26 protein-coding genes, 2 tRNA genes, 1 rRNA gene and 1 riboswitch are annotated in these 25,764 nt (G+C 68.5%); of the genes, 12 read left to right on the forward strand and 17 right to left on the reverse strand.

Annotated elements, in window-relative coordinates:
* The 7 genes from C1J01_RS14530 to C1J01_RS14560 form a co-directional block, all read right to left on the reverse strand.
* A 16S ribosomal RNA gene (locus C1J01_RS14530) occupies nt 1-88 on the reverse strand; the annotation flags it as partial.
* A gap of 432 nt (nt 89-520) precedes the next feature.
* On the reverse strand, nt 521-3,085 hold the full coding sequence (locus C1J01_RS14535) for a valine--tRNA ligase (protein ID WP_235854445.1): 2,565 nt from the start codon (nt 3,083-3,085) through the stop codon (nt 521-523).
* A gap of 174 nt (nt 3,086-3,259) precedes the next feature.
* Nucleotides 3,260-4,543 carry an ATP-dependent Clp protease ATP-binding subunit ClpX gene (clpX, locus tag C1J01_RS14540; protein WP_111179492.1) on the reverse strand — a complete coding sequence of 428 codons (1,284 nt, stop codon included), beginning with the start codon at nt 4,541-4,543 and terminating at the stop codon, nt 3,260-3,262.
* A gap of 184 nt (nt 4,544-4,727) precedes the next feature.
* Nucleotides 4,728-5,351: an ATP-dependent Clp protease proteolytic subunit gene (locus C1J01_RS14545; RefSeq protein ID WP_111179493.1), complete on the reverse strand. Its 624-nt coding sequence runs from the start codon at nt 5,349-5,351 to the stop codon at nt 4,728-4,730.
* A gap of 12 nt (nt 5,352-5,363) precedes the next feature.
* Complete coding sequence (locus C1J01_RS14550) at nt 5,364-5,996, reverse strand: ClpP family protease (protein WP_111179494.1); 633 nt, start codon at nt 5,994-5,996, stop codon at nt 5,364-5,366.
* 336 nt (nt 5,997-6,332) lie between these two features.
* Nucleotides 6,333-7,709 carry a trigger factor gene (gene tig, locus C1J01_RS14555; RefSeq protein ID WP_111179495.1) on the reverse strand — a complete coding sequence of 459 codons (1,377 nt, stop codon included), beginning with the start codon at nt 7,707-7,709 and terminating at the stop codon, nt 6,333-6,335.
* Between the two features lie 166 nt (nt 7,710-7,875).
* On the reverse strand, nt 7,876-8,742 hold the full coding sequence (locus C1J01_RS14560) for a Sco1979 family transcriptional regulator (protein WP_111179496.1): 867 nt from the start codon (nt 8,740-8,742) through the stop codon (nt 7,876-7,878).
* 232 nt (nt 8,743-8,974) lie between these two features.
* On the opposite strand from C1J01_RS14560, the gene C1J01_RS14565 reads away from it, so the two are divergent.
* Entirely contained in the window at nt 8,975-9,451 is a 477-nt protein-coding gene (locus C1J01_RS14565) for an ATP-binding protein (RefSeq protein WP_111179497.1), read from the forward strand.
* Between the two features lie 31 nt (nt 9,452-9,482).
* On the opposite strand, the gene C1J01_RS14570 is transcribed toward C1J01_RS14565, so the two are convergent.
* The 4 genes from C1J01_RS14570 to C1J01_RS14585 form a co-directional block, all read right to left on the reverse strand.
* Nucleotides 9,483-9,983: a DinB family protein gene (locus C1J01_RS14570; RefSeq protein ID WP_235854446.1), complete on the reverse strand. Its 501-nt coding sequence runs from the start codon at nt 9,981-9,983 to the stop codon at nt 9,483-9,485.
* Nucleotides 9,984-10,015: 32 nt separating this feature from the next.
* On the reverse strand, nt 10,016-10,396 hold the full coding sequence (locus C1J01_RS14575; RefSeq protein WP_111179498.1) for a DoxX family protein: 381 nt from the start codon (nt 10,394-10,396) through the stop codon (nt 10,016-10,018).
* The gene (locus tag C1J01_RS14580; protein ID WP_111179499.1) at nt 10,393-11,658 is read right to left on the reverse strand and encodes a hypothetical protein; all 1,266 of its coding nucleotides are present in this window, start codon (nt 11,656-11,658) and stop codon (nt 10,393-10,395) included. Before C1J01_RS14580 ends, C1J01_RS14575 begins: the two co-directional genes overlap by 4 nt.
* Before the next feature lie 565 nt (nt 11,659-12,223).
* On the reverse strand, nt 12,224-12,475 hold the full coding sequence (locus tag C1J01_RS14585; RefSeq protein WP_220039914.1) for an ATP-binding cassette domain-containing protein: 252 nt from the start codon (nt 12,473-12,475) through the stop codon (nt 12,224-12,226).
* Between the two features lie 72 nt (nt 12,476-12,547).
* Between C1J01_RS14585 and C1J01_RS14590 the strand changes: the two genes are divergently transcribed.
* Entirely contained in the window at nt 12,548-13,123 is a 576-nt protein-coding gene (locus C1J01_RS14590; RefSeq protein ID WP_111179500.1) for a DUF6461 domain-containing protein, read from the forward strand.
* 350 nt (nt 13,124-13,473) lie between these two features.
* On the opposite strand, the gene C1J01_RS14595 is transcribed toward C1J01_RS14590, so the two are convergent.
* A tRNA-Pro gene (locus C1J01_RS14595) sits at nt 13,474-13,550 on the reverse strand.
* A gap of 89 nt (nt 13,551-13,639) precedes the next feature.
* Here C1J01_RS14595 and C1J01_RS14600 point away from each other — a divergent pair.
* The 4 genes from C1J01_RS14600 (at nt 13,640) to C1J01_RS14615 (ending at nt 16,142) form a co-directional block, all read left to right on the forward strand.
* A tRNA-Gly gene (locus C1J01_RS14600) sits at nt 13,640-13,713 on the forward strand.
* 121 nt (nt 13,714-13,834) lie between these two features.
* Nucleotides 13,835-14,086: a hypothetical protein gene (locus C1J01_RS14605; protein WP_111179501.1), complete on the forward strand. Its 252-nt coding sequence runs from the start codon at nt 13,835-13,837 to the stop codon at nt 14,084-14,086.
* A gap of 64 nt (nt 14,087-14,150) precedes the next feature.
* Nucleotides 14,151-14,777: a nucleoside/nucleotide kinase family protein gene (locus tag C1J01_RS14610; protein WP_111179502.1), complete on the forward strand. Its 627-nt coding sequence runs from the start codon at nt 14,151-14,153 to the stop codon at nt 14,775-14,777.
* Between the two features lie 54 nt (nt 14,778-14,831).
* On the forward strand, nt 14,832-16,142 hold the full coding sequence (locus C1J01_RS14615) for a TrpB-like pyridoxal phosphate-dependent enzyme (RefSeq protein WP_111179503.1): 1,311 nt from the start codon (nt 14,832-14,834) through the stop codon (nt 16,140-16,142).
* A 39-nt stretch (nt 16,143-16,181) separates the two neighbouring features.
* Here C1J01_RS14615 and C1J01_RS54100 read toward each other — a convergent pair whose 3' ends face one another.
* A complete protein-coding gene (locus C1J01_RS54100) occupies nt 16,182-16,259 on the reverse strand; it encodes a 50S ribosomal protein bL37 (protein ID WP_372513659.1) in 78 nt (25 codons plus the stop codon).
* A 140-nt stretch (nt 16,260-16,399) separates the two neighbouring features.
* Here C1J01_RS54100 and C1J01_RS14620 point away from each other — a divergent pair, with 140 nt between their 5' ends.
* From C1J01_RS14620 to C1J01_RS14640, 5 genes are all read left to right on the forward strand, one after another.
* Entirely contained in the window at nt 16,400-17,179 is a 780-nt protein-coding gene (locus tag C1J01_RS14620) for a DeoR/GlpR family DNA-binding transcription regulator (protein ID WP_111179504.1), read from the forward strand.
* Entirely contained in the window at nt 17,176-18,249 is a 1,074-nt protein-coding gene (galT, locus tag C1J01_RS14625) for a galactose-1-phosphate uridylyltransferase (protein ID WP_111179505.1), read from the forward strand. Before C1J01_RS14620 ends, galT begins: the two co-directional genes overlap by 4 nt.
* Before the next feature lie 69 nt (nt 18,250-18,318).
* Nucleotides 18,319-18,461: riboswitch (cyclic di-AMP (ydaO/yuaA leader) on the forward strand.
* A gap of 4 nt (nt 18,462-18,465) precedes the next feature.
* Nucleotides 18,466-19,422, forward strand: a complete 957-nt coding sequence (locus C1J01_RS14630) for a coiled-coil domain-containing protein (protein WP_111179506.1) — start codon at nt 18,466-18,468, stop codon at nt 19,420-19,422.
* A gap of 442 nt (nt 19,423-19,864) precedes the next feature.
* Nucleotides 19,865-20,242, forward strand: coding sequence for a hypothetical protein (locus tag C1J01_RS14635; RefSeq protein ID WP_111179507.1), 378 nt, complete (start codon nt 19,865-19,867; stop codon nt 20,240-20,242).
* Between the two features lie 494 nt (nt 20,243-20,736).
* Nucleotides 20,737-21,468, forward strand: a complete 732-nt coding sequence (locus C1J01_RS14640) for a hypothetical protein (protein WP_146615591.1) — start codon at nt 20,737-20,739, stop codon at nt 21,466-21,468.
* A 201-nt stretch (nt 21,469-21,669) separates the two neighbouring features.
* On the opposite strand, the gene C1J01_RS14645 is transcribed toward C1J01_RS14640, so the two are convergent.
* Genes C1J01_RS14645 through C1J01_RS14655 form a run of 3 tightly spaced genes read right to left on the reverse strand, consistent with a single transcriptional unit; the run spans nt 21,670 to nt 23,765 of the window.
* On the reverse strand, nt 21,670-22,047 hold the full coding sequence (locus C1J01_RS14645; RefSeq protein WP_111179509.1) for an HIT family protein: 378 nt from the start codon (nt 22,045-22,047) through the stop codon (nt 21,670-21,672).
* Nucleotides 22,048-22,099: 52 nt separating this feature from the next.
* Complete coding sequence (locus C1J01_RS14650) at nt 22,100-22,453, reverse strand: MmcQ/YjbR family DNA-binding protein (RefSeq protein ID WP_111179510.1); 354 nt, start codon at nt 22,451-22,453, stop codon at nt 22,100-22,102.
* A gap of 7 nt (nt 22,454-22,460) precedes the next feature.
* Nucleotides 22,461-23,765 carry a M50 family metallopeptidase gene (locus tag C1J01_RS14655; RefSeq protein ID WP_111179511.1) on the reverse strand — a complete coding sequence of 435 codons (1,305 nt, stop codon included), beginning with the start codon at nt 23,763-23,765 and terminating at the stop codon, nt 22,461-22,463.
* 152 nt (nt 23,766-23,917) lie between these two features.
* On the opposite strand from C1J01_RS14655, the gene C1J01_RS14660 reads away from it, so the two are divergent.
* Nucleotides 23,918-24,514: a response regulator transcription factor gene (locus C1J01_RS14660; protein WP_111179512.1), complete on the forward strand. Its 597-nt coding sequence runs from the start codon at nt 23,918-23,920 to the stop codon at nt 24,512-24,514.
* 111 nt (nt 24,515-24,625) lie between these two features.
* Here the strand turns inward: C1J01_RS14660 and C1J01_RS14665 are convergent, their stop codons facing one another.
* On the reverse strand, nt 24,626-25,741 hold the full coding sequence (locus tag C1J01_RS14665) for a PP2C family protein-serine/threonine phosphatase (protein WP_181448749.1): 1,116 nt from the start codon (nt 25,739-25,741) through the stop codon (nt 24,626-24,628).
* Between the last annotated feature and the right edge of the window lie 23 nt (nt 25,742-25,764).

Consider the following 25,764-nt stretch of genomic DNA (forward strand, 5'->3'; position numbering starts at 1 on the left):
AGTACCCCGAAGGGCCTTTCCGCTCGACTTGCATGTGTTAAGCACGCCGCCAGCGTTCGTCCTGAGCCAGGATCAAACTCTCCAAACAATGCTGTTGGAAACTTCGTCCAAGCAAAACCGTCAATCATTCTTGACGAGGTGTTGCATGAAAATCATGCACTGGCTTTTAACACACTGTTGAGTTCTCAAGAAACGGACGCGTACATCCGCACCAGGATCCTTAGACCCCCGTGCGCGAGGCGCTCACACTTCTTTTCCTTCAATCTACCCTATCGGGACGATCCTTGTCAAACCGCCCGATCTGGGAGCTTCCGGACTTGCCCCGCTCGGAGGCAACCCTGCTAACTTACTCTAACTTTCGGCGCTTGTCCAACCGCGTGGCCGGAGCCGTCCGAGAGCCGTGGCTCATCAGAAGGGGTTTGTCAGAGCTCACCGGCCCTGCGGACAAAACTCTAGCAGCCTCCGCGACGGGGAAGGTCCATCTTCGGTAACGAATAGACCTCCCCCGTTCGCGTACGGTTCAAACACCCAGCCCGGCGAGCTGGGCCTCCAGCCGTGCGATGTCGGCGGACGCCTGCTCGGCACGGCCGCGGACCTTGTCCACGACCTCCTGCGGCGCCTTGGCCATGAACTGCTCGTTTTCCAGCTTGGCCGCCACCTGGGCGGCCTCCTTGCGCGCGGCCGCCAGGTCCTTCTCCAGCCGCTTGCGCTCGGCGGCGACGTCGATGGCGCCGGCGGTGTCGATCTCCACCGTCACTCCGCCCACCGTGAGGCGCGCCGTGGCGTTGAACGACTCGGACGGCTCCGTCAGCCGCGACAGCGAACGGATCGCCGTCTCCTGACCGGACAGCGGCGTGCCGGCCAGGGCGAGCCGTGCGGCGACCTTCTGGCCCGGCTTCAGCCCCTGGTCGGATCGGAACCGGCGGACCTCCGTCACCAGCTCCTGCAGCGCCTCGATCTCCGCCTCCGCGGTCGGGTCGGCGTAACGGGCGTCGGCCGTCGGCCAGGACGCCACGACGATCGACTCCTTGCCGGTGACGGCCCGCCACAACTCCTCGGTGACGAACGGCACCAGCGGATGCAGCAGCCGCAGCAGCGCGTCGAGCACGTGGCCGAGCACCAGCCGTGTGTGCTCCAGCCCCTCACCCAGCTGGATCTTGGCCAGCTCGAGATACCAGTCGCAGACCTCGTCCCACGCGAAGTGGTAGAGCAGATCGGAGGCCTTGGCGAACTCGAACTCCTCGAGGGCCGCGTCGGCCGCCGTGATGACGGTCTGCAGCCGCGACAGGATCCACCGGTCGGCCGGCGTCAGGTCGGCGCCGTCGAGCGAGCCGACGGCGGCGCCATTCATCAGGGCGAACCTGGTGGCATTCCAGATCTTGTTGCAGAAGTTGCGGGAGCCGGCCGCCCATTCCTCGCTCACCGCGACGTCGGCGCCCGGGTTGGCGCCGCGCAGCAGGGTGAAGCGGGTGGCGTCGGCGCCGAAGCGTTCGACCCAGTCGAGCGGGTCGACCACGTTGCCGAACGACTTCGACATCTTCTTGCCGTACTGGTCGCGGACCATGCCGTGCAGGGCGACGACGCGGAACGGCGGCTCGCCGTCCATGGCGTACAGGCCGAACATCATCATCCGGGCGACCCAGAAGAACAGGATGTCGTAGCCGGTGACCAGCACGGAGGTCGGGTAGAAGCGCGCGAGCTCGGGGGTCGAGTCGGGCCAGCCCATGGTCGAGAACGGCCACAACGCCGAGGAGAACCACGTGTCGAGGACGTCCGGGTCCTGCGTGTAGCCGGCGGGCGGCTCCTCGTCGGGGCCGACGCACACGACCTCTCCGCCGGGGCCGTACCAGACCGGGATGCGGTGGCCCCACCACAGCTGGCGGGAGATGCACCAGTCGTGCATGTCGTCGACCCAGTCGAAGTAGCGCTTGGCCAGCTCCGGCGGGTGGATGCGGGTGCGGCCGTCGCGGACGGCGTCGCCCGCGGCCTTGGCCAGCGGCCCGACGTTGACGAACCACTGCAGCGACAGCCGGGGCTCGACCACCGTCTTGCAACGCGAGCAGTGACCGACCGAGTGGACGTAAGGACGCTTCTCGTCGACGATGCGGCCCTCGGCGCGCAGCGCGGCCACCACGGCGGGCCGGGCCTCGAACCGGTCGAGCCCCTGGAACGGGCCGTGCGCGGTGATGACGCCGCGTTCGTCCATGACGGTGAGCGACGGCAGCGAATGACGGCGGCCGATCTCGAAGTCGTTGGGGTCGTGGGCCGGGGTGACCTTGACCGCGCCGGTACCGAACTCCGGGTCGACGTGCTCGTCGGCGACCACCGGGATCATGCGGCCGGTGAGCGGCAGCTCGACCATCGTGCCGATCAGGTGGGCGTAGCGCTCGTCGGACGGGTGGACGGCCACGGCGGTGTCGCCGAGCATGGTCTCGGCTCGCGTGGTGGCCACCACGATCTCGTCGGAGTAGCGGATCGAGACGAGCTCGCCCTCGTCCTCGCTGTGCTCGACCTCGATGTCGGACAGCGCGGTCAGGCAGCGGGGGCACCAGTTGATGATGCGCTCGGCGCGGTAGATCAGCCCGTCGTCGAACAGCTTCTTGAAGATGGTCTGCACGGCCCGTGAGAGCCCCGGGTCCATCGTGAAGCGCTCGCGCGACCAGTCGACGCCGTCGCCGAGCTTGCGCATCTGGCCGAGGATGCGTCCGCCGGACTCTTCCTTCCACTCCCAGACGCGCTCGACGAACGCCTCGCGCCCCAGGTCGTGGCGGGACTTGCCCTCCTTGGCCAGCTCGCGTTCGACGACGTTCTGGGTGGCGATGCCGGCGTGGTCCATGCCGGGCAGCCAGAGCGTCTCGCGCCCCTGCATGCGGGCGCGGCGCGTCAGCGCGTCCTGGATGGAGTGGTCGAGCGCGTGCCCGATGTGCAGGACACCCGTCACGTTGGGCGGCGGGAGGACGATGCTGTACGGCTCGCGCGAGCTGCCCGGGTCGGCGCGGAAGTAGCCTTCGGATACCCAGCGCTCGTAGCTACGGGTCTCGACGTCGGCCGGTGTGTATTGAGTAGGCAGCTCTGGCGTTGTCACAGTGACCAATTCTAAGGACGCGGGCAAGCGGAAAACGCCCTGAGCGGGGAACCGCCGCACGCGGCATCCCGTATCGGAGTGGCAAACCCCGACACCGTACGGCCTCCGCATGTGTCCTGGAAAACCGGAAGCGCCCGCACGGCGGGATGCCGCGGGGCGCTCAGGTGTGGCAGGTCAGGCCGACTTCTCGCGCGGGGTGCGCTGCTGCTTGGCGGCGAGCTGGTCGCGCGGGACGAGCGTCGGGATGGCGTGCTCGATGACCGACTCGCGGGTGATGACCACGCGGGCGACGTCCTGCCGGGAGGGCACTTCGTACATGACGGACTGGAGCACCTCCTCCAGGATGGCGCGCAGACCACGGGCGCCGGTGCCGCGCAGGATCGCCTGGTCGGCGATGGCCTCCAGGGCTCCGTCGGTGAACTCCAGCTCCACGCCGTCGAGCTCGAGCAGCTTGCGGTACTGCTTGACCAGGGCGTTGCGCGGCTCGGTGAGGATCTGGATGAGCGCCTCGCGGTCGAGGTTGTGCACCGAGGTGATGACCGGCAGGCGGCCGACGAACTCGGGGATCATCCCGAACTTCAGCAGGTCTTCGGGCATCACGTCGGCGAAGATGTCGGCCGAGTCGACCTCTTCCTTCGACCGGATGATGGCGTTGAAGCCGATGCCCTTCTTGCCGATGCGCGACTCGATGATCTGCTCGAGGCCGGCGAACGCGCCGCCGCAGATGAACAGCACGTTGGTGGTGTCGATCTGGATGAACTCCTGGTGCGGGTGTTTGCGGCCGCCCTGCGGAGGCACCGACGCGGTCGTGCCCTCCAGGATCTTCAGCAGGGCCTGCTGCACACCCTCGCCGGAGACGTCGCGGGTGATCGACGGGTTTTCGCTCTTACGGGCGATCTTGTCGACCTCGTCGATGTAGATGATGCCAGTCTCGGCCTTCTTGACGTCGTAGTCGGCGGCCTGGATGAGCTTGAGCAGGATGTTCTCGACATCCTCGCCGACGTATCCCGCCTCGGTGAGCGCGGTGGCGTCGGCGATGGCGAAGGGCACGTTGAGCATCTTCGCCAGGGTCTGCGCCAGCAGTGTCTTGCCCGAGCCGGTGGGCCCGAGCAGCAGGATGTTGCTCTTGGCCAGCTCAAGGCCGTCGTCTCTGCCCCGGTCTCCCGACTGCACCCGCTTGTAGTGGTTGTACACCGCCACCGAGAGAGCCTTCTTCGCCTTGTCCTGACCGATGACGTAGGCGTCGAGGAACTCGTAGATCTCCCTGGGCTTGGGCAGGTTGTCCCACTTGAGCTCGGAGGACTCCGACAGCTCCTCCTCGATGATCTCGTTGCAGAGATCAATGCACTCATCGCAGATGTAGACGCCTGGACCGGCAATGAGCTTCTTGACTTGCTTCTGGCTCTTTCCGCAGAACGAGCACTTCAGCAGGTCTCCCCCGTCGCCGATGCGTGCCACCCCAGATACTCCTTTGCGTGGGACCGCCCTGCTCACGCGAGCAGTGTCTCCGGACATTCTCCGGACTAGGCCGAACCGCTCAGGTTTCGACGTTACCGTCTTCTGGGCCCTCAGTGAGCCCCCTAGCGGCGAGTCGCACCGGAACGTGCCCTATAGGGCAGCGCCCCGGTGCGTCACGTCTCGTCTAGGAAGCCACGGCCTGAGCGCGTTTCTTCCTGGACGGGATGATGTCATCGATCAGACCATACGCCTTCGCCTCGTCCGCGTTGAGAATTTTGTCGCGTTCGATGTCCTTGCGGACTTCGGCGGAGGACTTACCGGTGTGCCGGGCCACGATGTCCTCCAGCAGCGTGCGCATGCGGAGGATCTCGCGGGCCTGAATCTCGATGTCGCTTCCCTGACCGCCGCCCTCGGTGGACGGCTGGTGGATCAGCACCCGGGCGTTGGGCAGCGCGAAGCGCTTGCCCGGAGTGCCGCCGGCCAGCAGCACGGCCGCCGCGGAGGCGGCCTGGCCGAGGCAGACGGTCTGGATCTCCGGCCGGACGAACTGCATCGTGTCGTAGATCGCCGTCATGGCGGTGAAGGAGCCGCCGGGCGAGTTGATGTAGATGCTGATGTCACGGTCGGGGTCGAGCGACTCGAGCGTGAGCAGCTGCGACATGACGTCGTTGGCCGAGGCGTCGTCGATCTGCACGCCGAGGAAGATGATGCGGTCCTCGAACAGCTTGGTGTACGGGTCCATCGTCTTGGACCCGGTCGACGTGCGCTCGGTGAACTGCGGGAGCACGTAGCGGTTTTCGATGTTCACAGGAGCTCCCCCTTAGGAAACCGGGCCCCGCGAGGGCACTTGACGCGCGCTGCGGACGACGTGGTCGATGAAGCCGTAGTCCTTGGCCTCCTCGGCCGTGAACCACCGGTCGCGGTCGGAGTCGGCCTCGATCTGGTCCAGCGGCTGGCCCGTGTGGAAGGCGATCCGCTCGGCGAGCGTCTTCTTCACGTAGAGCATCTGCTCAGCCTGGATGGCGATGTCGGCGGCGGTGCCGCCGATGCCGCCGGACGGCTGGTGCATCATGACGCGGGCGTGCGGCAGCGCGTAACGCTTGCCCTGGGCCCCCGCGGTGAGGAGGAACTGCCCCATCGAGGCCGCCATGCCCATCACCACGGTGGATACGTCATTCGGCACGTATTCCATCATGTCGTAAATCGCCATACCGGCACTCACCGAACCCCCCGGTGAGTTGATGTAGAGCGTGATGTCGCGCTCAGGGTCGTCGGCCGCGAGCAGCAGCAGCTCGGCGCAGATCCGGTTGGCGATCTCGTCGTTGACCTCCTGCCCGAGCACGATGATCCGCTCCCGGAGCAGGCGCTGGTAGAGCTGGTCTTCAAGCCGGAAGGCGGAGCCGTTCTCACGGCCTCGAGACTCAGGCTGATAGAAGGTCGGCGGGCTGGTCACAGCGTCACCTTCCGATGCGTCGTAATCGATTGGCTTTGCTTGTGACCTTAACGCGCGCTACCCATAGCTCATGCCCGGTCCCCGGGACTGTTCGCTGACGGCGCATGTCGCAAGGGCCCGAGGGCTTGCCACATCGCGTCGCTTTCGTACCCGGCCTGGGCGGAACGGGCGCTCTGGGCGGCCCGAGAAGGGGGAACGCGCGCATCCCTCCCCCGTAACCCTCCGTTGGCTCACAGGCCACCAGGGGGCCGCTGAGAGCCGCGTACGGCGCCCCCGGGAACGGGTAAGCCCCCGGACCGGTCGGTCCGGGGGCTTGACGAGCGGCTCGGATGAGCGTTACGCCTCGGGCTTGTCCTCGTCGGCGGGCTCTTCCTCAGGGGCCTCGCCACCGTTGAGCTCGGTGTAGATGGCCTTGAGGTCGACCTCGTTGCCGTCGGTGTCGACGACCTTGGCGGCGTCGCCGAGCACGGCCTTGGCCTTGTCACGGACGATCTCGACCATGGCCAGCGTGAGCTGGTCGTTGTCGGCGAGGTGCTGGGCCAGCTCATTGGGCTGGACGCCCATCTCCATGGCGCGGCGGACCACGAAGTTGGTCAGCTCCTGCTCCGAGACGCCGAGCTCCTCGGCCTTGACGACCTTGTCGAGCACGAAGCCGACCTTGATCGCCCGCGCGGAGTTGGTCTCGAACTCGGTGAAGCGCTCCTCCTCCGTCGTCTGGTAGAGACGGAAGAAGGCGTCACGGCTCAGGCCGCTCTCGGCGACCTGGTGGTCGAGGTTGTGCTTGCGGGCGTCGATCTCGGCCTTGAGCGCGCTGTCGGGCAGCGGGATGTCGATCTGCTCGAGCACCGCGTCGAGCGCCTTCTCGCGGGCCTGCACAACCTGGTCGATGAGCTTGTTGCGGCGGACCTGCTCGCGGATGCTGGCCTTGAGCTCGTCGAGCGTGTCGAACTCGCTGGCGAGCTGGGCGAACTCGTCGTCGAGCTCCGGCAGGACCTTCTCCTTGACCGACTTGACGTTGATGATCACGTCGGCCTCCTCGCCGGCGTTCTCGCCGCCGACGAGCTCGGTCTTGAAGCTCTTCTCCTCGCCCGCGGACATGCCCTCGAGGGCGGCGTCGAGGCCCTGCAGCACGGAGCCGGCGCCGACCTCGTAGGAGACCTCGCTGGCCTGCTGCTCCTCGATGTTCTGGCCGTCGATCTCGGCGCGCAGGTCCATCACGACGAAGTCGCCGTTGGCGGCGGGCCGCTCGACTCCGGTCAGCGTGGCGAAGCGCTGGCGCAGCGCGTCGAGCTGGGTGTCGATGTCCTCGTCGGAGACCTCGGCGGCGTCGACGGTGATCTCGATGCCCTGGTAGTCGGGCAGCTCGAAGTTGGGACGGATGTCGACCTCGGCGGTGAACTCGATCTGCTCACCGTCGTCGATCTTCGTCACCTCGATGTCAGGCTGGCTGACCGGGAACACGTCGACCTCGTCGACGGCCTGGCCGTACAGCTTGGGCACCGCGTCGTTGAGGGTCTCCTCCAGCACCACCGCCCGGCCGAAGCGCTGCTCGATGATGCGGGCCGGAACCTTGCCAGGCCGGAACCCGGGGACGCGCACCTGCTGCGCGACCTTCTTGTACGCCGCATCCATGCTGGGGCGCAGCTCTTCGAACGGCACCTCGACAGTGAGCTTGACCCGGGTCGGGCTGAGCTCCTCGACAGCGGTCTTCACGGAATGGTCTCCTTGATCAAGCTACGAGTGATCGCGGGCGCGTCCATCGGTACGGCCCACGCGCCGCGCCCACATGAGCGGTGTTGGGCATGCTCCGCCACGGCGGGATCCAACGCCGTTGGCCAGTCTAGGGCAGATGCACACCCAACCACGACGCTCGCCGCTCTCAGAACTCCTCGGCGATCGTCCGCAGCAACTCGATCGTCTCGTCAGGAGTGGTGCTCACGGCGCACAGCCGCTCCATCACCTCGCTGTATCGGTCCACGTCCTCGCGCTTGTCCAGGTAGAGAGCGCTGGCCAGCTGCTCGACGTACACGACGTCGGGCAGGTCGGTGTCAGGAAATCTCAGGATGCTGAACGCCCCGCCCTCGGCGCTGTGCCCGCCGTAGCTGAAGGGCATGATCTGGATCGTGATGTTGGGCTGGCGCATGAGGTCGCTGAGGTGCTCGAGCTGGGCCCGCATCACCTCGACGCCGCCGATGGGCCGCCGCAGCGCGGCCTCGTCGATCACCGCCCAGAACACCGGCCCGTCCGGCCGGTCGAAGATCCTCTGGCGCTCCAGGCGGAGATCGACCCTCCTGGCGATCTCCTCCGCTCCGATGCCCGCCGCGCCGGCGGTCACCACAGCACGTGCGTACTCCTTGGTCTGCAACAGTCCCGGCACGAACTGGACCTCGTAGGTCCTGATCCTGGCGGCGGCCTCCTCAAGGCCGACGTACGCCTGGAACCACGTGGGCAGGACGTCGTTGAACCGGTGCCACCAGCCCGGTTCGTTGGCGGTGGCGACCAGGTCCAGCACCGCGGCGCGAGCCTGCTGATCCATCACCCCGTACAGGGTCAGCAGGTCTTCGACGTCGCGTTCCTTGAACCCCACCCGGCCCAGCTCCATACGGCTGATCTTGGATTCGGACCCCCGGATGAGGTGGCCCGCCTCCTCGCGAGTGACGTTCTTCGCTTCCCTGAGCTTGCGCAGCTGGGAGCCCAGGAGGATGCGCAGCGCCGTCGGCCCGGAACCCGGCTGGTTCTGCGTCACTTTGCCTCCTATCAAGGTCCGCACACACAGTGACACCAGATTGCCGGGTATGACAAGGTCTCAACCTGGTGTCCGATTCAGGGCTAATGACCAAAAACGCTTCTTGCTCCTGCACACTGCACATGCACGTGCATTTGGGTCTTGCAGCGACGGCGGTCGTGACCCATGATGGCTTAGTGCATATTGGGCCAAACATGCACTAACCAAGGTTGAATCGGGAGGTATCGGCGGCATGGTGGAGGACCCTCTGGCCACTGCCGATTGCCTGCAGATCACCCGCGAGGTGGGATTCGACCACCTCCTCCAGGGCGGCAAGCCGTACACGACCTCGTGTCCGCTGCCCTTCCAGGCCGACTCGGTGAAGACAGCCAGGGACGTCACCCGTTCGACGTTGCGCGGCTGGGGCCTGAACGACCTCAGCGACGACGCCGCGCTCGTGGTGTCGGAGCTGGTGACGAACGCGGTCAGGTACGCGATGTACGCCGGCGGCCGCCGCGAGATCCAGCTGCTGCTGATGCGGGTCGCGCCGCACGTGCTGCTGGCCGTGGCCGACCCGAGCGACGAGGTGCCGCGGCGCAAGGAGCCCGACTTCATCTCCGAGAACGGCCGCGGCCTTTACATCGTCGAAACCTACAGCCAGTGCTGGGGCTGGGACCCGCTGGCCCGCGGCGGCAAGGCCGTCTGGGCGCTGTTCCACGCCGACTCCTGAGCCCTGACCTTTCAGCAGGCATCTCAGGGCGTCATTCGCCCGTGACGCCGTCGATACGCTCGCGTAGCAGGTCGGCGTGACCGTTGTGGCGGGCGTACTCCTCGATCATGTGCACGAGAATCCAGCGGTGCGAGCAGTCGCTGCCGTTGCGGTCGCCGACGGCGTCCAGGGGCTTGGCGGCCGAAATGCGGCGGGCGTGCTCGATCTCCCGCCGCCAGGTGTCGAAGGCCTCCCGCACCGAGGCGGTGCCGACCTCCTTGAAGTCGTTGTCGTTGTCCTTGTCCTTGTCCCACAGCTTGGGGACGTCCTGGCCGTCGAGCACACGGCGGAACCACATGCGCTCGACGTGGGCCATGTGCCTGACCAGGCCCAGGAGGGACAGGCCGGAGGGCGGCGCGGAACGCTCGCGCAGCTGCTCGTCCGACAGGCCCGCGCATTTGACGGCGAGGGTCTCGCGGTGCCATTCGAGCCAGTTGTTCAGCATGGTCGCCTCGTCGCCGAGGTAGGGCGGGGGTACTCGGGTGTCGGTCACGACGCCAGACCCTATCCCGGACGAAACGCCGCCTATCCGACGATCCGCGTCCGAAGGCGCGCAGTGGCCGCGCGGCGGCCGTGGGCGATGACCGCGCAGAGCACGAGCAGGGACAGCGGCATGAGCACCGCTCCCCCGCCGAGGACGAAGAGCTCCGTCAGCGTCGCGCAGACCATCAGCGCCGCGAGCGCCAGCCCGGCCGGCCCGGCCAGCGGCGGCACCAGCAGCCCCGCGGCCCCGGCCACCTCCAGCACGCCCACCAGGTGGCGGAACCAGTCGCCCAGCCCGATCGCCTCGAACGTGGAGGCGGCCGGCTCGGCGTTCGTGAACTTGGCCAAGGCGGACATCACGAAAAATCCCGCCACGACCACCTGGAGGATCCACAGGGCGACGTTCCCCGCGCGTGTGCTCATTCTTCTCCCCCTTCCGTTGCCTCCGACGCTAGGAAGGGGACGCGGCCGGGGAGAATCGACCTGGCTGCCCGGATGGGGTGCACCCAGGTACACCTCCGCTTCACGCCCGGCGGGGAGCCGCCCGTCTGGACCTGGTAGAGAGCCATGCCGTACATGGTCAGGCCGAGCAGGACCATGCCGGTCACCACGGGCCAGCGCAGGCCGGGGCTCATGTACGTGGCCAGGAACCAGGTGTGGCGCTCCATGCCGTTGGCGACGAAGATCCCGGCCACGATCCCCTGCGGGAACAGCGGGATCGAGCCGAAACCGAAGCCCATCCAGGCGATGGTCTGCTGCGGCTTGGGCAGGGTGGCCAGTCTCGAGGCCGCCGCCTTCTCCGTACGTCGGCCGGTGCGCATGGTGTGCAGGAGTTCGGGGGCCCGGGCGCGCAGCCGTCGTGCGGCCATGAGGCCGAGGCCCCAAGAGCACAGGGCGCCCGTCGCCAGGCCGACCGGGACGCCGGCCCAGCCGTACCAGAGGGCGGTCAGGCCGGCGGGCACGCCGGTCACCACGACGAGCGCCAGCATGAGATAGGCGAGCCCGGTCAGACCGCCGTTGTCTTCGCTGACGCGCAGCGGGTTGCCGCTGCGCTTGTGCGGGTCGGTGCCCGGCACCAGCCCGTACATCGACAACAACGGCACCAGCCCCGCGGCGCCGCCCAGCAGGGCGGGAAGCAGCGCGAGCACGAGCGGCCACGGCCCGCCGGTGACGGCGGTGCTCACCAGGGTGACCACGCCCGCCACCGGGGCGATCACGGCCAGCCAGGCTCGTTGCCGGGCGCGCACGTCGCTCGCGCCCGGCGTCAGCATGGTGAGCCACAGGGCGGTGCCGTCGGTGCCGTACAGGTTGGAGGTCATCCCGGCGGCCATCACGACGAAGATCGGTCCCGCGTACGGCAGCATGCCGTCCCAGCCGATGAGCAGCGGGCTGGCGCCGAAGCAGACGGCGAAGGACAGGGCGAAGACCAGCTGGTGGTTGCGCGCCAGATCGCGCGACCAGGTGCGCAGCTCCTTGGCGACGACCGCGCCGTTCGCGCTCGCCGCCCTGATCGGCCGGCGCGGACGGCCCGACGTGCGCGGTGCGCCGGATCGCCTGGCCAGGAGCGCGGCCCAGACCATCAGCAACAGCAGATCGAGTACGGCGAGCCCGCCCAGTGCGGCGGGGTCGCCCTGGGCCGCAAGCAGACCCCAGCCGGACGGCAGGTACCAGACCGCCTCCGGCACCCCCGCTCTGGCCGAACAGCGCGAGGAACACCCAGATCTGGCTGCCCGCCGCCAGGACGACCCCGTTGACCACGCCCGCGCCGACCGCCCCCAGGCGGGAGCGCAACGCCAGGCCGAGCAGGCCCACGGCGACCTTCGACAACAACACGAACAGGGCCAGCTGCAGCACGATCGCGGGCACGGCCGACAGCACGCCGGCAGGCCCGGCATGCCGCGCTCCGGCCACCGCCAGCCCGAGCAGAGCGGTCAGGCTGATCAGCGGGGCCAGGCCGACGAACGCCGCCACCAGCAGGCCGCTCGCCAGTCGATGCGGTTTGAGGCCGAGCAGGGCGAAATGCTCGGGCTTGAGAGTCTCGTCACCGCCGCCCATGACCACCGGGCCCAGGATCCAGCCCAGCATCCAGACCGCGTACGCCCCGGCGAGCAGCTCGGCGTCGGCCGTCGCGGCCAGGTAGAGCGTCCCGCCCTGGCCCGGATGAAGATCGCGGTGCTGCGGCACGCGCGCCAGGGCGCGCAGGGGTCGATGACTTCCACGGGCGTCTCGCTGGGGCTGTTGTTCGCGGGGTCAGCTCGACAGCCACGCCAGCTCCTTCACGCCGGCGCCCTCGGCGTTCACCAGCCGTACGAACCGCTCTTCCAGGCTCCGGCCTCGCCGGACCTCGTCCAGCGTGCCGGCGGCGGCCACCCGGCCCCGGTCGATCACGGCCACGTGGTCGCACAGCTGCTCCACCAGCGCCATCACATGGCTGGACAACACGATCGAGCCGCCCCCCGCGACGAAGCCGCGCAGGATCGTCTTGATCGGACCTGGGACCACGGGCCATCGACACCGGACCCTGACGTCGTATTCGGGAGCGATCGTGTCGGTAGGCCCTGCCATGATCACCGCATGATCACGCCCCCCGGTGACCATGCCTGGTTCGCCGCCTCCGCCCTCGCGGAGGCCTACAGCTTCATCTTCGTGCGCGGGGTCACGCCCGAGCGGCTCGTCACGCGGATGGGCGACCGAGCGGAGGACTTCTCCTGGATGACGCTCGACGAGTCGATCCGGACCGGCGACCACCGGCCCGAGTTCGTCGCGGTCACGACCGTCGGCGACTGGGCGTTCGTCGCGCAGCACAACAGCTGGCTCGGCGCCTACGACCGATTCCTCGCGCCGCTGTCGGCGGGCACCCGCCTCGTCTCCCTCTATCGCCTCGGCATCAAGGGCCTGGAGGACTTCCGCTGGATGGAGGACGGCGAGACCCGGTTCGGCTTCTGGGCCCAGGACGGCTACTCCGAGGACGTTCCCGAGGAACTCGCGGAGACCATGCGGGAGATCGACCGCGGTTATGGGGAGCGCGAGTACGACCTCTACCGCGGGCCGGGGCTTGTCCTGATCGAGCGCCTCACCGGCATCACACTCACCCCCCAGCTCCTGGAGGGGCCCGCCTACCTGTCCGGAGCCATCCCCGACCTACCGTAGGGTCGCCGCCGGTCGGGCATCAGGGCCGCTCCCCATGGGCAAGTGGCCTTCGTACGCGACCGTCAAGCGGGCGGGTGACTGTTGTCCGGAGCTCGCCCGCCGATTGTGGATACGGATGCGATCCGAGCCCTGGAAGAGTTCGTCCTCGGCTGGTTCCCTGCCGAAGAGACAGAACGGGAAGACGAGGAGTGCACGCTCGCGGACGTGCCGGAGGCGCTGGCTGCCTTCTACCGCTTGGCCTGTCTTCTCCCACGGATTCCACGACCCGCTGCTGAAACAGCCGATGCACACTTCTGACTCGCTCGGAGTCAAGCAGAAAGCCCCTCCCAGATCGGGAGGGGTGGCTGAGCTGGTCGGGGCGACAGGATTTGAACCTGCGACTTCTTGCTCCCAAAGCAAGCGCGCTGCCAAGCTGCGCCACGCCCCGTATCGTCGTGTACGCAAGCGCTCCGCGACTCCGGTACGCTTACGCTCTGACGACCGGATGAAGTCTAGACCAGAGTTCGACCGGTTCGCGCGGACGTAGCTCAATGGTAGAGCCCTAGTCTTCCAAACTAGCTACGCGGGTTCGATTCCCGTCGTCCGCTCCACGTGCGAAGGCCCAGGTCGGGGAGTGATCCCGAGCCTGGGCCTTACTGTTATCCGATCTTGTCCGTAGGGGTCGTGCCACTCGCGCCCCATTGGGCTTGTCCGCGAGCTGAGGAGGAGCGCATGCGGGCGGGATACAGCGAGCCACTGGCGATGCTCGGCTATGTGGTCGGGATGCTGGTTACGCCGGCGGTCGCTCCGTTGGTCGGCGACCATGCACTCCTGGGCGCGAGCCTGACGTTGTGTGAGGCGTTGTTCGGGATCGCTTTCGTGGTCGCCCTGGTTCGGCACGCGGTCCGCGGCGTGCGTGGGCTGGTCAGGCGGGGGCGCCGGATCGCAGGAGCCGTTCCTGGTGATGTGCGCCGGGTGGCATGAGCGCTCTCCGGCGAAGGCGGAAGGCGGAAGGCGGGCGCGAAGATCGGCCGTAAGCTGAGGGGTGATGCGTGCGCGACCGATCTCCCGTGAGGCTCTCGTCGAGGAGCTGGCCGAGCTGATCGCCGCGCGGCCGTCCCGAGCGTGGACGCGGGTGGCCGTCGACGGCGCGCCCGCCGCCCGGCCGGGAGAGCTGGCCGACGCGCTCGTGGCGCCCCTGCGGTTGCGCGGGCGGGCGGCGGTGCGGGTGTCCGCGGGTGACTACCTGCGGCCGGCGTCGTTGCGGCTGGAGTACGGCCGGACCGACCCCGACGTCTTCTACGACGACTGGCTCGACGTCAAGGCGCTGGCGCGGGAGGTGCTGGATCCGCTCGATCCCGGCGGATCGGGGCGGGTGTTGCCGGCGTTGTGGGACAGCCGGGTGGACCGGGCGTACCGGGTGCCGTACGAGGAGGTGCCGCCGGGCGGGGTGGTGCTGGTCGACGGGACGCTGCTGCTGGGGAGGTGGCTGGCGTTCGACCTGAGCGTGCACGTGTGGTTGTCCCGGGGGGCGCTGGAACGGGGGACGCCCGAGGACGAGCGGTGGCGGTTGCCGGCGTACGAGCGCTACGAGCGCGAGGTGCGGCCCCAGGAGACGGCCGACGTGGTGGTGCGGGCCGACCATCCCGACCGGCCCGCGGTACTGGTCCGCTGACGGGTTCGGCACGTCTGTCTGGAACGCGGCGGGCAACCGGCGCAGACTGAAGCGATGATGCCCAGCAACTGGTACAACATCGTTCCCGATCTGCCGGCGCCGCCGCCTCCGCCGCTGCACCCCGCCACCCGGCAGCCCATAGGCCCGGACGACCTCGCGCCGCTCTTCCCGATGGAGCTGATCGGGCAGGAGGTGAGCGCCGAGCGGTACGTCCCGATCCCGCAGGAGGTGCTGGACGTCTACCGCCTGTGGCGGCCGACGCCGCTCATCCGGGCCCACCGGCTGGAGAAGGCCCTGGGCACGCCCGCCAGGATCTACTACAAGTACGAGGGCGTCTCCCCCGCCGGGTCCCACAAGCCGAACACGGCCGTGCCGCAGGCGTACTACAACGCCAAGGAGGGTGTGCGGCTGCTCACCACCGAGACGGGCGCCGGTCAGTGGGGGTCGGCCCTGGCGTTCGCGTGCGCGCAGTTCGGGATGGAATGCCAGATCTGGATGGTACGGGCGTCGTACGACCAGAAGCCGTACCGGCGCTCGCTCATGCAGGTGTACGGCGCCACGGTGCACGCGAGCCCCTCCCCCATCACCGGAGCGGGCAGCAAGGCCCTGGCCGACGACCCCGACTCGCCCGGCAGCCTGGGCATCGCCATCAGCGAGGCCGTCGAGGTGGCCGCCGCCACGCCCGACGCCCGGTACGCGCTCGGCTCGGTGCTCAACCACGTGCTCATGCACCAGACGGTCATCGGCGAGGAGGCGCTCGCCCAGCTCCCGGAGATGCCCGACCTGGTCATCGGCTGCACCGGCGGCGGCTCGAACTTCGCCGGCCTCGCCTTCCCGTTCCTGCGCGACAAGCTGGCCGGGAAGATCCAGACGGTGTTCCGCGCGGTCGAGCCGGCGGCCTGCCCGTCGTTCACCCGCGGCGTGTACGCCTACGACTTCGGCGACACCGCCGGCCTGACGCCGCTGCTCAAGATGCACACCCTCGGCCACTCGTTCGTGCCGGACCCGATCCACGCGGGCGGCCTGCGCTACCACGGGATGGCGCCGCTGCTGTCGCACATGTACGAGCTGGGCCTGTTCGAGGCGGTCACCCGTTCGCAGAGCGAGTGTTTCGAGGCCGGCATCCGCTTCGCCAGGACCGAGGGCATCGTGCCCGCGCCCGAGCCCACGCACGCGCTGGCCGAGACCATCGCCGAGGCGCTGCGCTGCAAGGAGAGCGGCGAGGAGAAGGTCATCCTGACCGCGTTGTGCGGCCACGGTCACTTCGACATGGGCGCGTACGACCGTCATCTGGCCGGACGACTGGAGGACTACACGCTGCCCCAGGAGCGCATCGAGCAGGCGCTGACCGAGCTTCCCGGCTGACCGGCGGCGGGGGCGGGCCCGGGCCCGCCCCCGCCGACGTCACCTGGCCGTGGGACGCTTGCCGTGGTTGGCCTTCTTCTTCTTGCGTGCCCTGCCCTTGCGTGCGCGTCTCGCCATGAGCTCGCCTCCGGTGATCGGGTACACGGTGTCACCACCGTCTATCTCCTCGATCGACCTGCGCAAGCGCCTCAACCTGAACTAACATTCCTCAACAATTACGTGTCATAATTTGGTGGAATCTGTTGGAAGGAGCGGGCGTGCTCGCACAGCAGCGGCAGCAGGCGATCCTCGAGCGCGTACGCACCCACGGTGGCGTCCGCGTGGCCGACCTCGTACGCGAGCTCGGCGTCTCCGACATGACCATTCGCCGCGACCTCGAGGTGCTGGCCGAGCGCGGGCTGCTGGAGAAGGTGCACGGCGGCGCGACCGCCGTCGGGCCCGGCTCCACCGAGGAGCCCGGGTTCACCGCCAAGTCCGCCCGCCAGCAGCAGGAGAAGGAGGCCATCGCCCGCGAGGCCGCCAAGCTCGTGCGGCCGGGCACGGCCGTGGCGCTGTCGGCCGGCACCACCACCTGGGCGTTGGCCAACCACCTGATCGGCGTGCCCGAGCTGACAGTGATCACCAACTCGATCCCGGTCGCCGAGGTCTTCCACCGCAATCCGCGTCCCGACCGCACGGTGGTGCTGACGGGCGGCGTACGCACTCCGTCGGACGCGCTGGTGGGGCCGGTGGCCGTGGCCGCGATCCGCCGCCTGCACGTCGACACGCTCTTCCTGGGCGTGCACGGGATGAGCGTACGCGCCGGGTTCACCACGCCCAACCTGCTGGAGTCGGAGACCGACCGGGAGCTGGTGGCGGCCGCGCACCGGCTGGTCGTCCCCGCCGACCACACCAAGTGGAACACCGTCGGCATCAGCACCATCGCCGAGCTGAGCGAGGCCGACGTCGTCGTCACCGACGCGGGCCTGCCCGAGGACGCACGCACCGAGCTGGCCGAACGGGCCGGAGAACTGATCATCGCGGAGGGCTCGTCTTGAAGCGCACCATCACCCACCTGGCCGACGGCCGAGAGCTGATCTACTTCGACCGGCGCGACGACGCCGACCGCAGTGCGATCGACCGCCGGACGCTCGACCCCCGGCCGGTGGCCTCGGAGTTGCGCTACGACCCGCTGACCGAGGAGTGGATCGCGATCGCCGGGCACCGGCAGACGCGGACGTTCCTGCCGACCGGGGGCGTCGCGGAGTGCCCGCTGTGCCCGTCGACCGACAGCCACTCGACCGAGATCCCGGCGCACGACTACGACGTGGTGGTGTTCGAGAACCGCTTCCCCTCCTTTTCCGGAAATCTCGGCACTTATGAGGATGTGGGCGGGCTGAGTGAGGTCCGTCCGGGGGTGGGGCGGTGTGAGGTGGTGTGCTTCACCTCTGACCACTCCTCCTCGTTCTCCAAGCTCTCGAACGAGCAGGTGGAGCTCGTCATGGAGGCGTGGGCCGACCGGACGGCCGAGCTGTCCGGGATCGAGGGCGTGGAGCAGGTCTTCTGCTTCGAGAACCGGGGCGAGGAGATCGGCATCACGATCTCCCACCCGCACGGCCAGATCTACGCCTACCCGTACGTCACCCCGAGGACCAGGCAGCAGCTCGGCGCCGCGAGCCGCTACGACGGCAACCTGTTCGCCGACGTGCTGGCGGCCGAGCGGAAGGCGGGCACGCGGGTGGTGGCCGCCAACGAGTTGTGGACGGCGTTCGTGCCGGCCGCCGCGCGCTGGCCGTTCGAGGTGCACATCTACCCCCACCGGCAGGTGCCCGACCTGCCCGCGCTCACCGAGGAGGAGCGGGCGGGGTTCGCTCCCCTGTACACCTCGGTGCTGCGGGCGTTCGACGGGCTGTTCGGGGTCGTGATGCCGTACATCTCGGCCTGGCACCAGGCGCCGGTGCGGCACGGGCGCGAGCTGGCCTACCTGCACCTGGAGCTGTTCAGCATCCGGCGGGCGCCGGGCAAGCTCAAGTTCCTGGCGGGCTCGGAGTCGGCGATGGGCGCGTTCGTCAACGACGTACGGCCGGAGGAGGCCGCACGCATGCTTCGATCACAAGTAGATCACTAATAGATTTCTACTTAAGGTCGCATGACTCGTGATCTACCACTAATATCCCCTTATGCACCGGCCGTAACAGCCGGTGCATCGCCTAATCCCGGGCGCGTCGCCCGGGAGCCGGGGACCCAATCCGCACTGGGGTGAATCCACTTCGGTGGTAGGGACGCGCCTCCCATGCCCGAACCCGTCAGCTAACCCGGCCGGCAAGAGGGAGAGGAACACCACGTGGCGGCTTCGTCCCCCGCGATTTTCGCCCTTGGCCTCGTCACCGCGGCAGCCGTCGCCGTCCTGCCGGCGGCACCGGCCTCGGCCGCCCCCAAACCGACGGAGGCGCAGCTGCGCGCCCAGCTCAAACGGCTCAACACCAAGGTCGACAAGCTCATCGAGACCTACAACCTCAAGCGGGTCGAGCTGGCCAAGGCCCGTGAGGCCGCCCAGACGGCCAAGGAACGGCTGGCCACCGCCGAGCAGACGCTCGCGACCGCCGAGCAGCGGGTGGCCGAGATCGCCCGGCTGCGCTACCAGAACGCCGACCCGTCCCTGGCCGGCATGCTGCTGCCGACCAGCACCTCCGACATCGCCCTGCTCGAACAGCTCACGGCCGAGCAGCAGGCCGTCGTGCAGGGCATCGCCAGGGCGCGCGACGAGAAGAAGAAGGCCAGCGAGGAGGCCGCCGCGCTGGCGCGGCAGATCGGCGCCGACGCCGCCGAGGTGGCCGACCGGCGTGACGAGGCCGAGGACGTCATCGACGACATCGAGGAGAAGCTCGAGGACCTCGTCCCGTACGGGACCGGACGCAACTCCGACGGCTCCTGGGCGCCCGAGCTGCCCACCGGCTCCGACAACATCACCGCCCGCACGCGGCTGATGAAGCAGCAGGTGGAGAAGAACTTCGCGCTGCCGTTCGCGGTGGGCTGCTTCCGCTCGGGATCGAGCGGCGAGCATCCGCTGGGGCGGGCGTGCGACTTCATGATGAGCGCCGGCGGCGCGATGCCCACCGCCGCCAACAACGCCCTCGGCGACCGGATCGCCGCCTGGGCCATCGAGAACAAGGACAAGCTCGGCGTCAAGTACGTGATCTGGAAGCAGCGCATCAACCAGGGCTCCGGCTGGCGCGCGATGGCGGACCGCGGCAGCGTCACCGAGAACCACTACGACCACGTCCACATCTCGATGAACTAAGGCGACAGGGCCTCTACCTGCTTGTTCAGTCCAGGCAGGGTGGCTCAGGGCACATCGAGGGCACTTGAGCCGCCCGCCGGCATCTTGGACCAAGCCTCTGAGTCAGACTGGCCAGGTATCTGCATGAACGCCTATTCGAGTCAGCTCACAAGGCAGGCAGATCACGTCCGAAAGACCGAGTGACGAACTGGGTGACATCCGGGGCGCATCGCCCCGCTCACCGGTGCACAGCCCTGCACACTGAGACGTCCGTCTACCAGGGCAAAGACCAGTTCAGGCGCTGATGATCTGTGACTGGGGGTCAAGGAGTCAGCAGCGGCAGAGAGTACCAGTAGCACGTCGGCGGTGATCTGGTCGAGCAATAGTAAACCTGTGGATCGGCGCACGCGGCTTGAGCGTCGCCTCATGATTTGTCGAGTCGTTCGACAAGTATCATGCAGGCGTGGACGCCGCTGCTTCACCCCGCGTGCTCGTCATCGGGCTCGATCCGCACCGGGTGCCCGGGCCGTGGGACCCCGAGCCGGTGGCCGAGGCGATCGAGGCGGGGTTGGCCAAGTTCGCAGAACATGGCGTGGGCGTTGAGGCCTGCCTGATTGGCCTGGATGGAAGTGACGACGTGGAAGCCGTCGTCGGGAATGCGTTGCAAGCCCATCCGTGGGAATGCGTGACTGTCGGTGGTGGTCTGCGGCACTCGGACGATCGAGTTGAACTACTTGAGCAGGTGATCAACTTGATCCGGCGGCACGCACCCAATGCGGCCATCGCGTTCAACAGCACCCCGGAAACTACCTATGAGGCCGCTGCCCGTTGGATGGAGTGACGTGAGTGGCCACTCACCCGAGGCATGTCGAGACCTGTGGATCGGCGCGTAGAACAAAACCCGGCCGACAGGCTGGCCCGTCATGTAGGGGTTGGTCCCGCGTCAAGAGCGTGATTGGCTGAGCGCCCAAAGGGGAGCCAATGCGGGTGCCACGCCAGGTGAACGGTCCTGAACGGATCTGGACCCGGGTGGCTGGGTCGACATCATGTCCGGACCGCCGTGAACTGATCCAAACAGCGGGCAGCTGGTTCGAGTCCTATCGCGGGAGTTCGGTTGAGGCTGAGGCACACACCACTCAGGTTCCCTTCCTGGATCAAGGCAAGGGGCCGCTCGTCATGCCGACCTCCGGGGAGGCCCGCACGTGACTGCGGGTGCCCGGCTCGCTAGGGTGAGGCGTCCCGCCCCCCTTGCTCTCCTCCGGGAAGTGTCACGTGCTCCGTCGTCACCGTTTAGGCGTTCCCGCCCTCATAGTCACAGGCGTCTACCTTTTCGCGGTGGCCGTCGCCGTGGTGGTCGCACTGGGTGCTGGCGACCTCGGCGCGTTGTGGTGGTTGACGTTGTTCGTGGCACCGGACGCGAGCGTCCAGGTGACGTGGCCGAACGTGGTCCTGCTGACCCTGGCGGGACTGGTGGTGGCCTGGGCGTTGTGGGAGTGCCTGCGCGGGCCGCTGACCGGGCCGCCGGCGGAGCAGGACCGGGACACGCGGCGGTTGCGCGTGGCGCTGTACGTCGCGGCGGCGTCATCTCTGGTCAATCCGTTCCTGACGACCTGGTCCTTGTGGGGGATGCTGGTGACGCTCCTGCCGATGTTTGGGGTCGTACTCCTGCTCTCTCCGGTCGTGGGACGCACCCGAAGACATATCCTCATCCTGCATGTCAGCGGCATCCTGGGATATGGGTGCGCCGCCGTCGGCTTGGGGTTGGCGTTGTTCGGGCACCCAATCGGAGCTCTCGCGTTGGTCGCCGGCCTCGGGTCGTTGATCTGGAACGTGTTGGTCCTGCGGGCGCAGTGGGACAACGACCGCTTCCAGCGGGCCACCGTCAAGTACGGCATCCTCGCTATGGTCCTGCCCCTCGTGCTCACGATGGCGGGCGGGCTGAGCGGGGTGCCGCTGGAGGTTTACGACGACGTTGTGGCGGTCGCCGGTGTCCTGGCCGTGGTCTGGCTGGCCCGTTCCGCTCACGACCTCGTCGCGCCCACGGCCGTGTCGATCCCCTCCGCGTAACGCGGCTGGCAGGACCTGAGGGCACAGTCAGGGCACATGACGCCGCGATCAGTCACAAAACGTTGAGAACCACCGAGACAACCATCGTCAGGTCAGCACGGTGGTTCAGACACTCCGCCAGGTCATGATCGTGGCTTCATCACATCTCGATGAACTGAGTCCGCAGTGGCTCAGGGCGCTTCGAGGGAGGATGAGAAGGGCTCAGTACTCGCGGCGTGACGGGATGACCGCGCGTACGCCGCCGCGTGGGTTCTCGACGTCGCCGGTCCGGCGCGGGATCAGATGCGTGTGCGCGTGGAATATCGACTGACCCGCCGAGGTCCCGCAGTTCATGCCGATGTTGAAGCCGTCGATGCTCGCGTCCTGTCGCGAAAGCTCCTCGCGGAGGAGGTGCAGCGCGGCCCGCGTGTCCTCCGTCTCGGGAGGTGACATGTCGAAGAAGGTCTCCACGTGGCGAACGGGGATGACCAGGTGATGCCCTTCGGTGACGGCATAGGCGGAGGGGAAGCACGCGACGGTGCCGACCCTGCGCACGTCGCGCTCTTTGCCGTCCAAAATGTCACAAAACACGCAGTCCATGGGCCTCCTTCTCCGTGCGCGGGATGACGACCCTCCTGCCGGTCGGTACGCGTCAGGGCAACCGGGCGATCAGTGACTTGGGGGCGATCTGGCGGTAGGCGTCGGCGACCAGCTCCGCCACCTCGTCCCAGTCGACCTCCGGCACATCGAGGTAGACGCCGAGCCAGCCCCGGTGCCCGACGTACGGCGGGCGGAAGAAGCGCTCGGGGTCGCCGCCCACCAGCGCCTCCTGCGCGCCCGCGGGCGCCGCGCACCAGAAGGCCCGGCGGTCGTCGTGGTGGTGGTCGGCGAACATCACGAACGCCTTCTTGCCGCGGACGAACCACACCGGCTCCCCGTGGGAGAGGCGTTCGGTGGTCTCGGGCAGCGCCAGGCAGAGGGCGCGCAACCGGTCGAGCGCGTCCACGGCGGCGTCAGTTCGTCAGGGTGAGCGGGTTGACCAGGTCGGCGTAGACGAGCAGGCCCGCCATGATCATCATGAGGACCGCGATCGCGTACGTCAGCGGTAGCACCTTCGCGATGTCCACGTAGCTGGGCTCCGGCCGCCGCATGATCTTGGCGTACGCCCGCTTGACGCCCTCCCACAGGCCGCCCGCGATGTGGCCGCCGTCGAGCGGGAGCAGCGGGATGAGGTTGAACATGCCGATCGCGAGGTTGAAGCCTGCCAGCAGGTTGACGAAGATGGCGATCTTGTTCTCGGCCGACAGGTCGGAGGCGAGGATCTCACCGCCCATGCGGCCCGCGCCGACCACGCCCACCGGGCCCTCGGGGTCGCGCTCCTCACCGGAGAAGGCCGCGTGCCAGACGCCGACCATCTTCTCCGGCAGGTTGAGCAGCGAACCCGCCACCCTGGCCGTCAGCTCGCCCATGTAGCCGACGACCTGGCCCATGCTCTGCTTCTCCATGACCTGGGTGGGCAGCACGCCGAGGAAGCCGACGTTCTTGTCGATCCTCCCGGGGTCGTCGGGGTTGGGGCGGTCCTGGGCGATGAGCGTGACGCCCAGCGTCATGGGCTTGCCGTCGCGGACGATGCCGAGCTGCACGGCGCCGGCGCCGTGGGAGCGGATCAGGCGGGTCGCGTCGTCCCAGGAGCCGATCTTCTGGCCGTCGAAGGAGACCAGGCGGTCGCCGGGCTTCAGGCCGGCCTGCGCGGCGGGTGTGGGCGGGTCGCTGGGCCGGCACTCGGTGCGCTGCTCGCTGACCGGGATGACGCACGTGCCGGTCTCGGGCGAGACGATCGGCACCCAGGTGTGCAGGCCGATGCCGACGAGCAGGATGCTGAAGAACACGAACGCGAGCACGAAGTTCATCAGCGGCCCGCCGGACATGATGATGACCTTCTGCCACCACTTCTTGCGGTAGAAGACCCGGTCCTCGTCGCCCGGCCGCACCTCTTCCTGCGCGGCCTCGCGAGCCGACTCGATGAGGCCCTGGAACGGCCCCGTCGCGGTGCTCCGGACCTTGGTCGGGTCGTCGCCCGGCCGCGGCGGCAGCATGCCGATCATGCGGATGTAGCCGCCGAACGGGATCCACTTGATGCCGTACTCGGTCTCGCCCTTCCGCCGTGACCAGGCCGTGGAGCCGAAGCCCACCATGTACTGGGTCACCCGCACCCCGAAGAGCTTGGCCGGCACGAGGTGGCCGAGCTCGTGCAGCGCGATGGAGAACATCAGGCCGAGGAGGAAGAGGACGATCCCCACGACGTAGAGCCAGTTCATCTAGGCGCGCTCCAGGCAGACGACAGGGAGGACGAGGAGTCCGGTGTCCCCAGAGTAGTCGAAACCCGCACACCCCACGGCTGCCCGACTTGAGGAAGCATTGACAGTACGCAATCAAACGATCACCCTGGGAGACGACTGAGGGGGACGTCTTGATCCGGATACTCATCGCCGAACACCTGCTCTTGGTACGCCGTGGCCTGCTCGCCACCCTCGAGGCCGAGCCCGACCTGAGTGTCGTCGCCGAGGTCGGGCACGCGGACGAGGTGGTCGGCGCGGCGCTGGCCGGGCGGGCCCACGTGGCCGTCGTCGACCTCGGACTGCCCGGCCCTCCCGCGGCCGGCCTGCTCGCCGAGCAGGTGCCCCGGTGCCGCGTGCTCATCCTGTCGGCCCACCCCAACCCCGCTCAGGTGCGCGAGGCGCTGGCCGGGCCGGCGCTGGGGTTCATGAGCCTGTGCGTGGCGCCGGAGCGCCTCACGGAGGGCGTACGCCAGGTCGCCGCCGGACACCGGGCCATCGAGGCGGAGGTCGCCCTGGCCGCGCTCAAGTGCGCGACGAACCCGCTGACCAGGCGGGAGCTCGACGTGCTGCGCATCGCCGCGGGCGGCGCGCGTTCCGCGGAGATCGCCGACGAGCTCTTCCTGTCGGTCGGCACCGTCCGCAACCACCTGTCGCGGATCATGTGCAAGACCGGCGCGCGCAACCGGCTCGACGCCGTGCGCATCGCCAGTGACTACGGGTGGTTGTGAAGGGCTCCGGTGGAGCCGCGCCGCTCCACCGGAGCCCGACGTCCTAGAGGATTTCAGGCAGGCCGAGCCCGCGGCCAGTGACCGTCATCACGACCTGACCCGTGTGAAACGTCATGGGCGCCAGATGAGCACCAGCGCGCAGTCGTCGTTGTGGCCCGAGGCCATGGCGTTGACCAGCGCACGGGCGCCGTCGCGGAAGCCCGACGGCAGCAGCCGCTCGGCCTCGCCGAGCAGCCGGTCGAGCCCGGCGTCGATGTCGCGCCCCGGCTGCTCGATCAGCCCGTCGGTGTAGAGCAGCAGCGCGTCGCCCTTGCGCAGGGTGCCGCTGTCGGGCTCGCAGTGCAGGTCGGGCACGACGCCGAGCACGACGCCCTTGGCCGAGGCGGTCTGCCAGTTGCCCGTGCCGGCGTCGAACTTCACCACCGGCGGATGCCCGGCCGAGGTGATCGTGTAGTCGCCGGTCGCCAGGTCGAGGCGTACGTGAACCGCGGTCACGAAGCCCTCGTCGGCGCGCTGGCGGTGCAGGTAGGCGTTGCACGCGGGCAGGAAGTCGTCGACGGAGCCGAGCAGCCCGCCGAACGTGCCCGACAGCAGCAGCGCCCTGGTGCCGGCGTCGACGCCCTTGCCGGAGACGTCGACCAGCGCGATCTCCACGGAGTCGCCGTCGCGCATGGAGACGAGGAAGTCGCCGCCGAACGACGACCCGCCCGCCTGCTTGAGCACCACCTTGCCGCCCCAGTCCTTCGGCAGCGGCGGCAGCTCACCCTGGCTCTTGAGCCGGTCGCGCAGCTCCAGCAGCATCGCGTCGCCGCGCAGCCCCTGCACGCCGAGCTTGCCTCTGGTGCGGGCCATGAGCACGGCGAGCACGGTGGTGAAGACGATGGTGACGGTCAGGCCCAGGCCGATCCGGTCGGCCCCCAGGGTGAGGGCGATGTAGCCGAGCGAGGCGCCCACGCCCACCAGGAGCTTGACGAGGCTGCGCAGCCGGAGCTGGAGCCCGCCGACCAGGGTGACGAGGATGAGCAGCGACGGCGAGAACCACGCGGTCGAGACCTCGGCCGCGAGCACGCCGATGACCAGGGCCAGCGTGATGAGGGTGATGAGCAGGTTGCGGTCGCGGGCCAGCAGCACCCGTCGGACAACCCGGACTACAGGCACCAGAAAAGGAACCCGCACCAGTACGGCGCGGACCCGGGGCGGGATCAGCGGCGCCGTACGGGAACTCATGATGCGCCTGACTGTATCGGTCT

The sequence above is a fragment of the Nonomuraea aridisoli genome, from assembly GCF_003236395.1.
GTDB lineage: Bacteria > Actinomycetota > Actinomycetes > Streptosporangiales > Streptosporangiaceae > Nonomuraea > Nonomuraea aridisoli.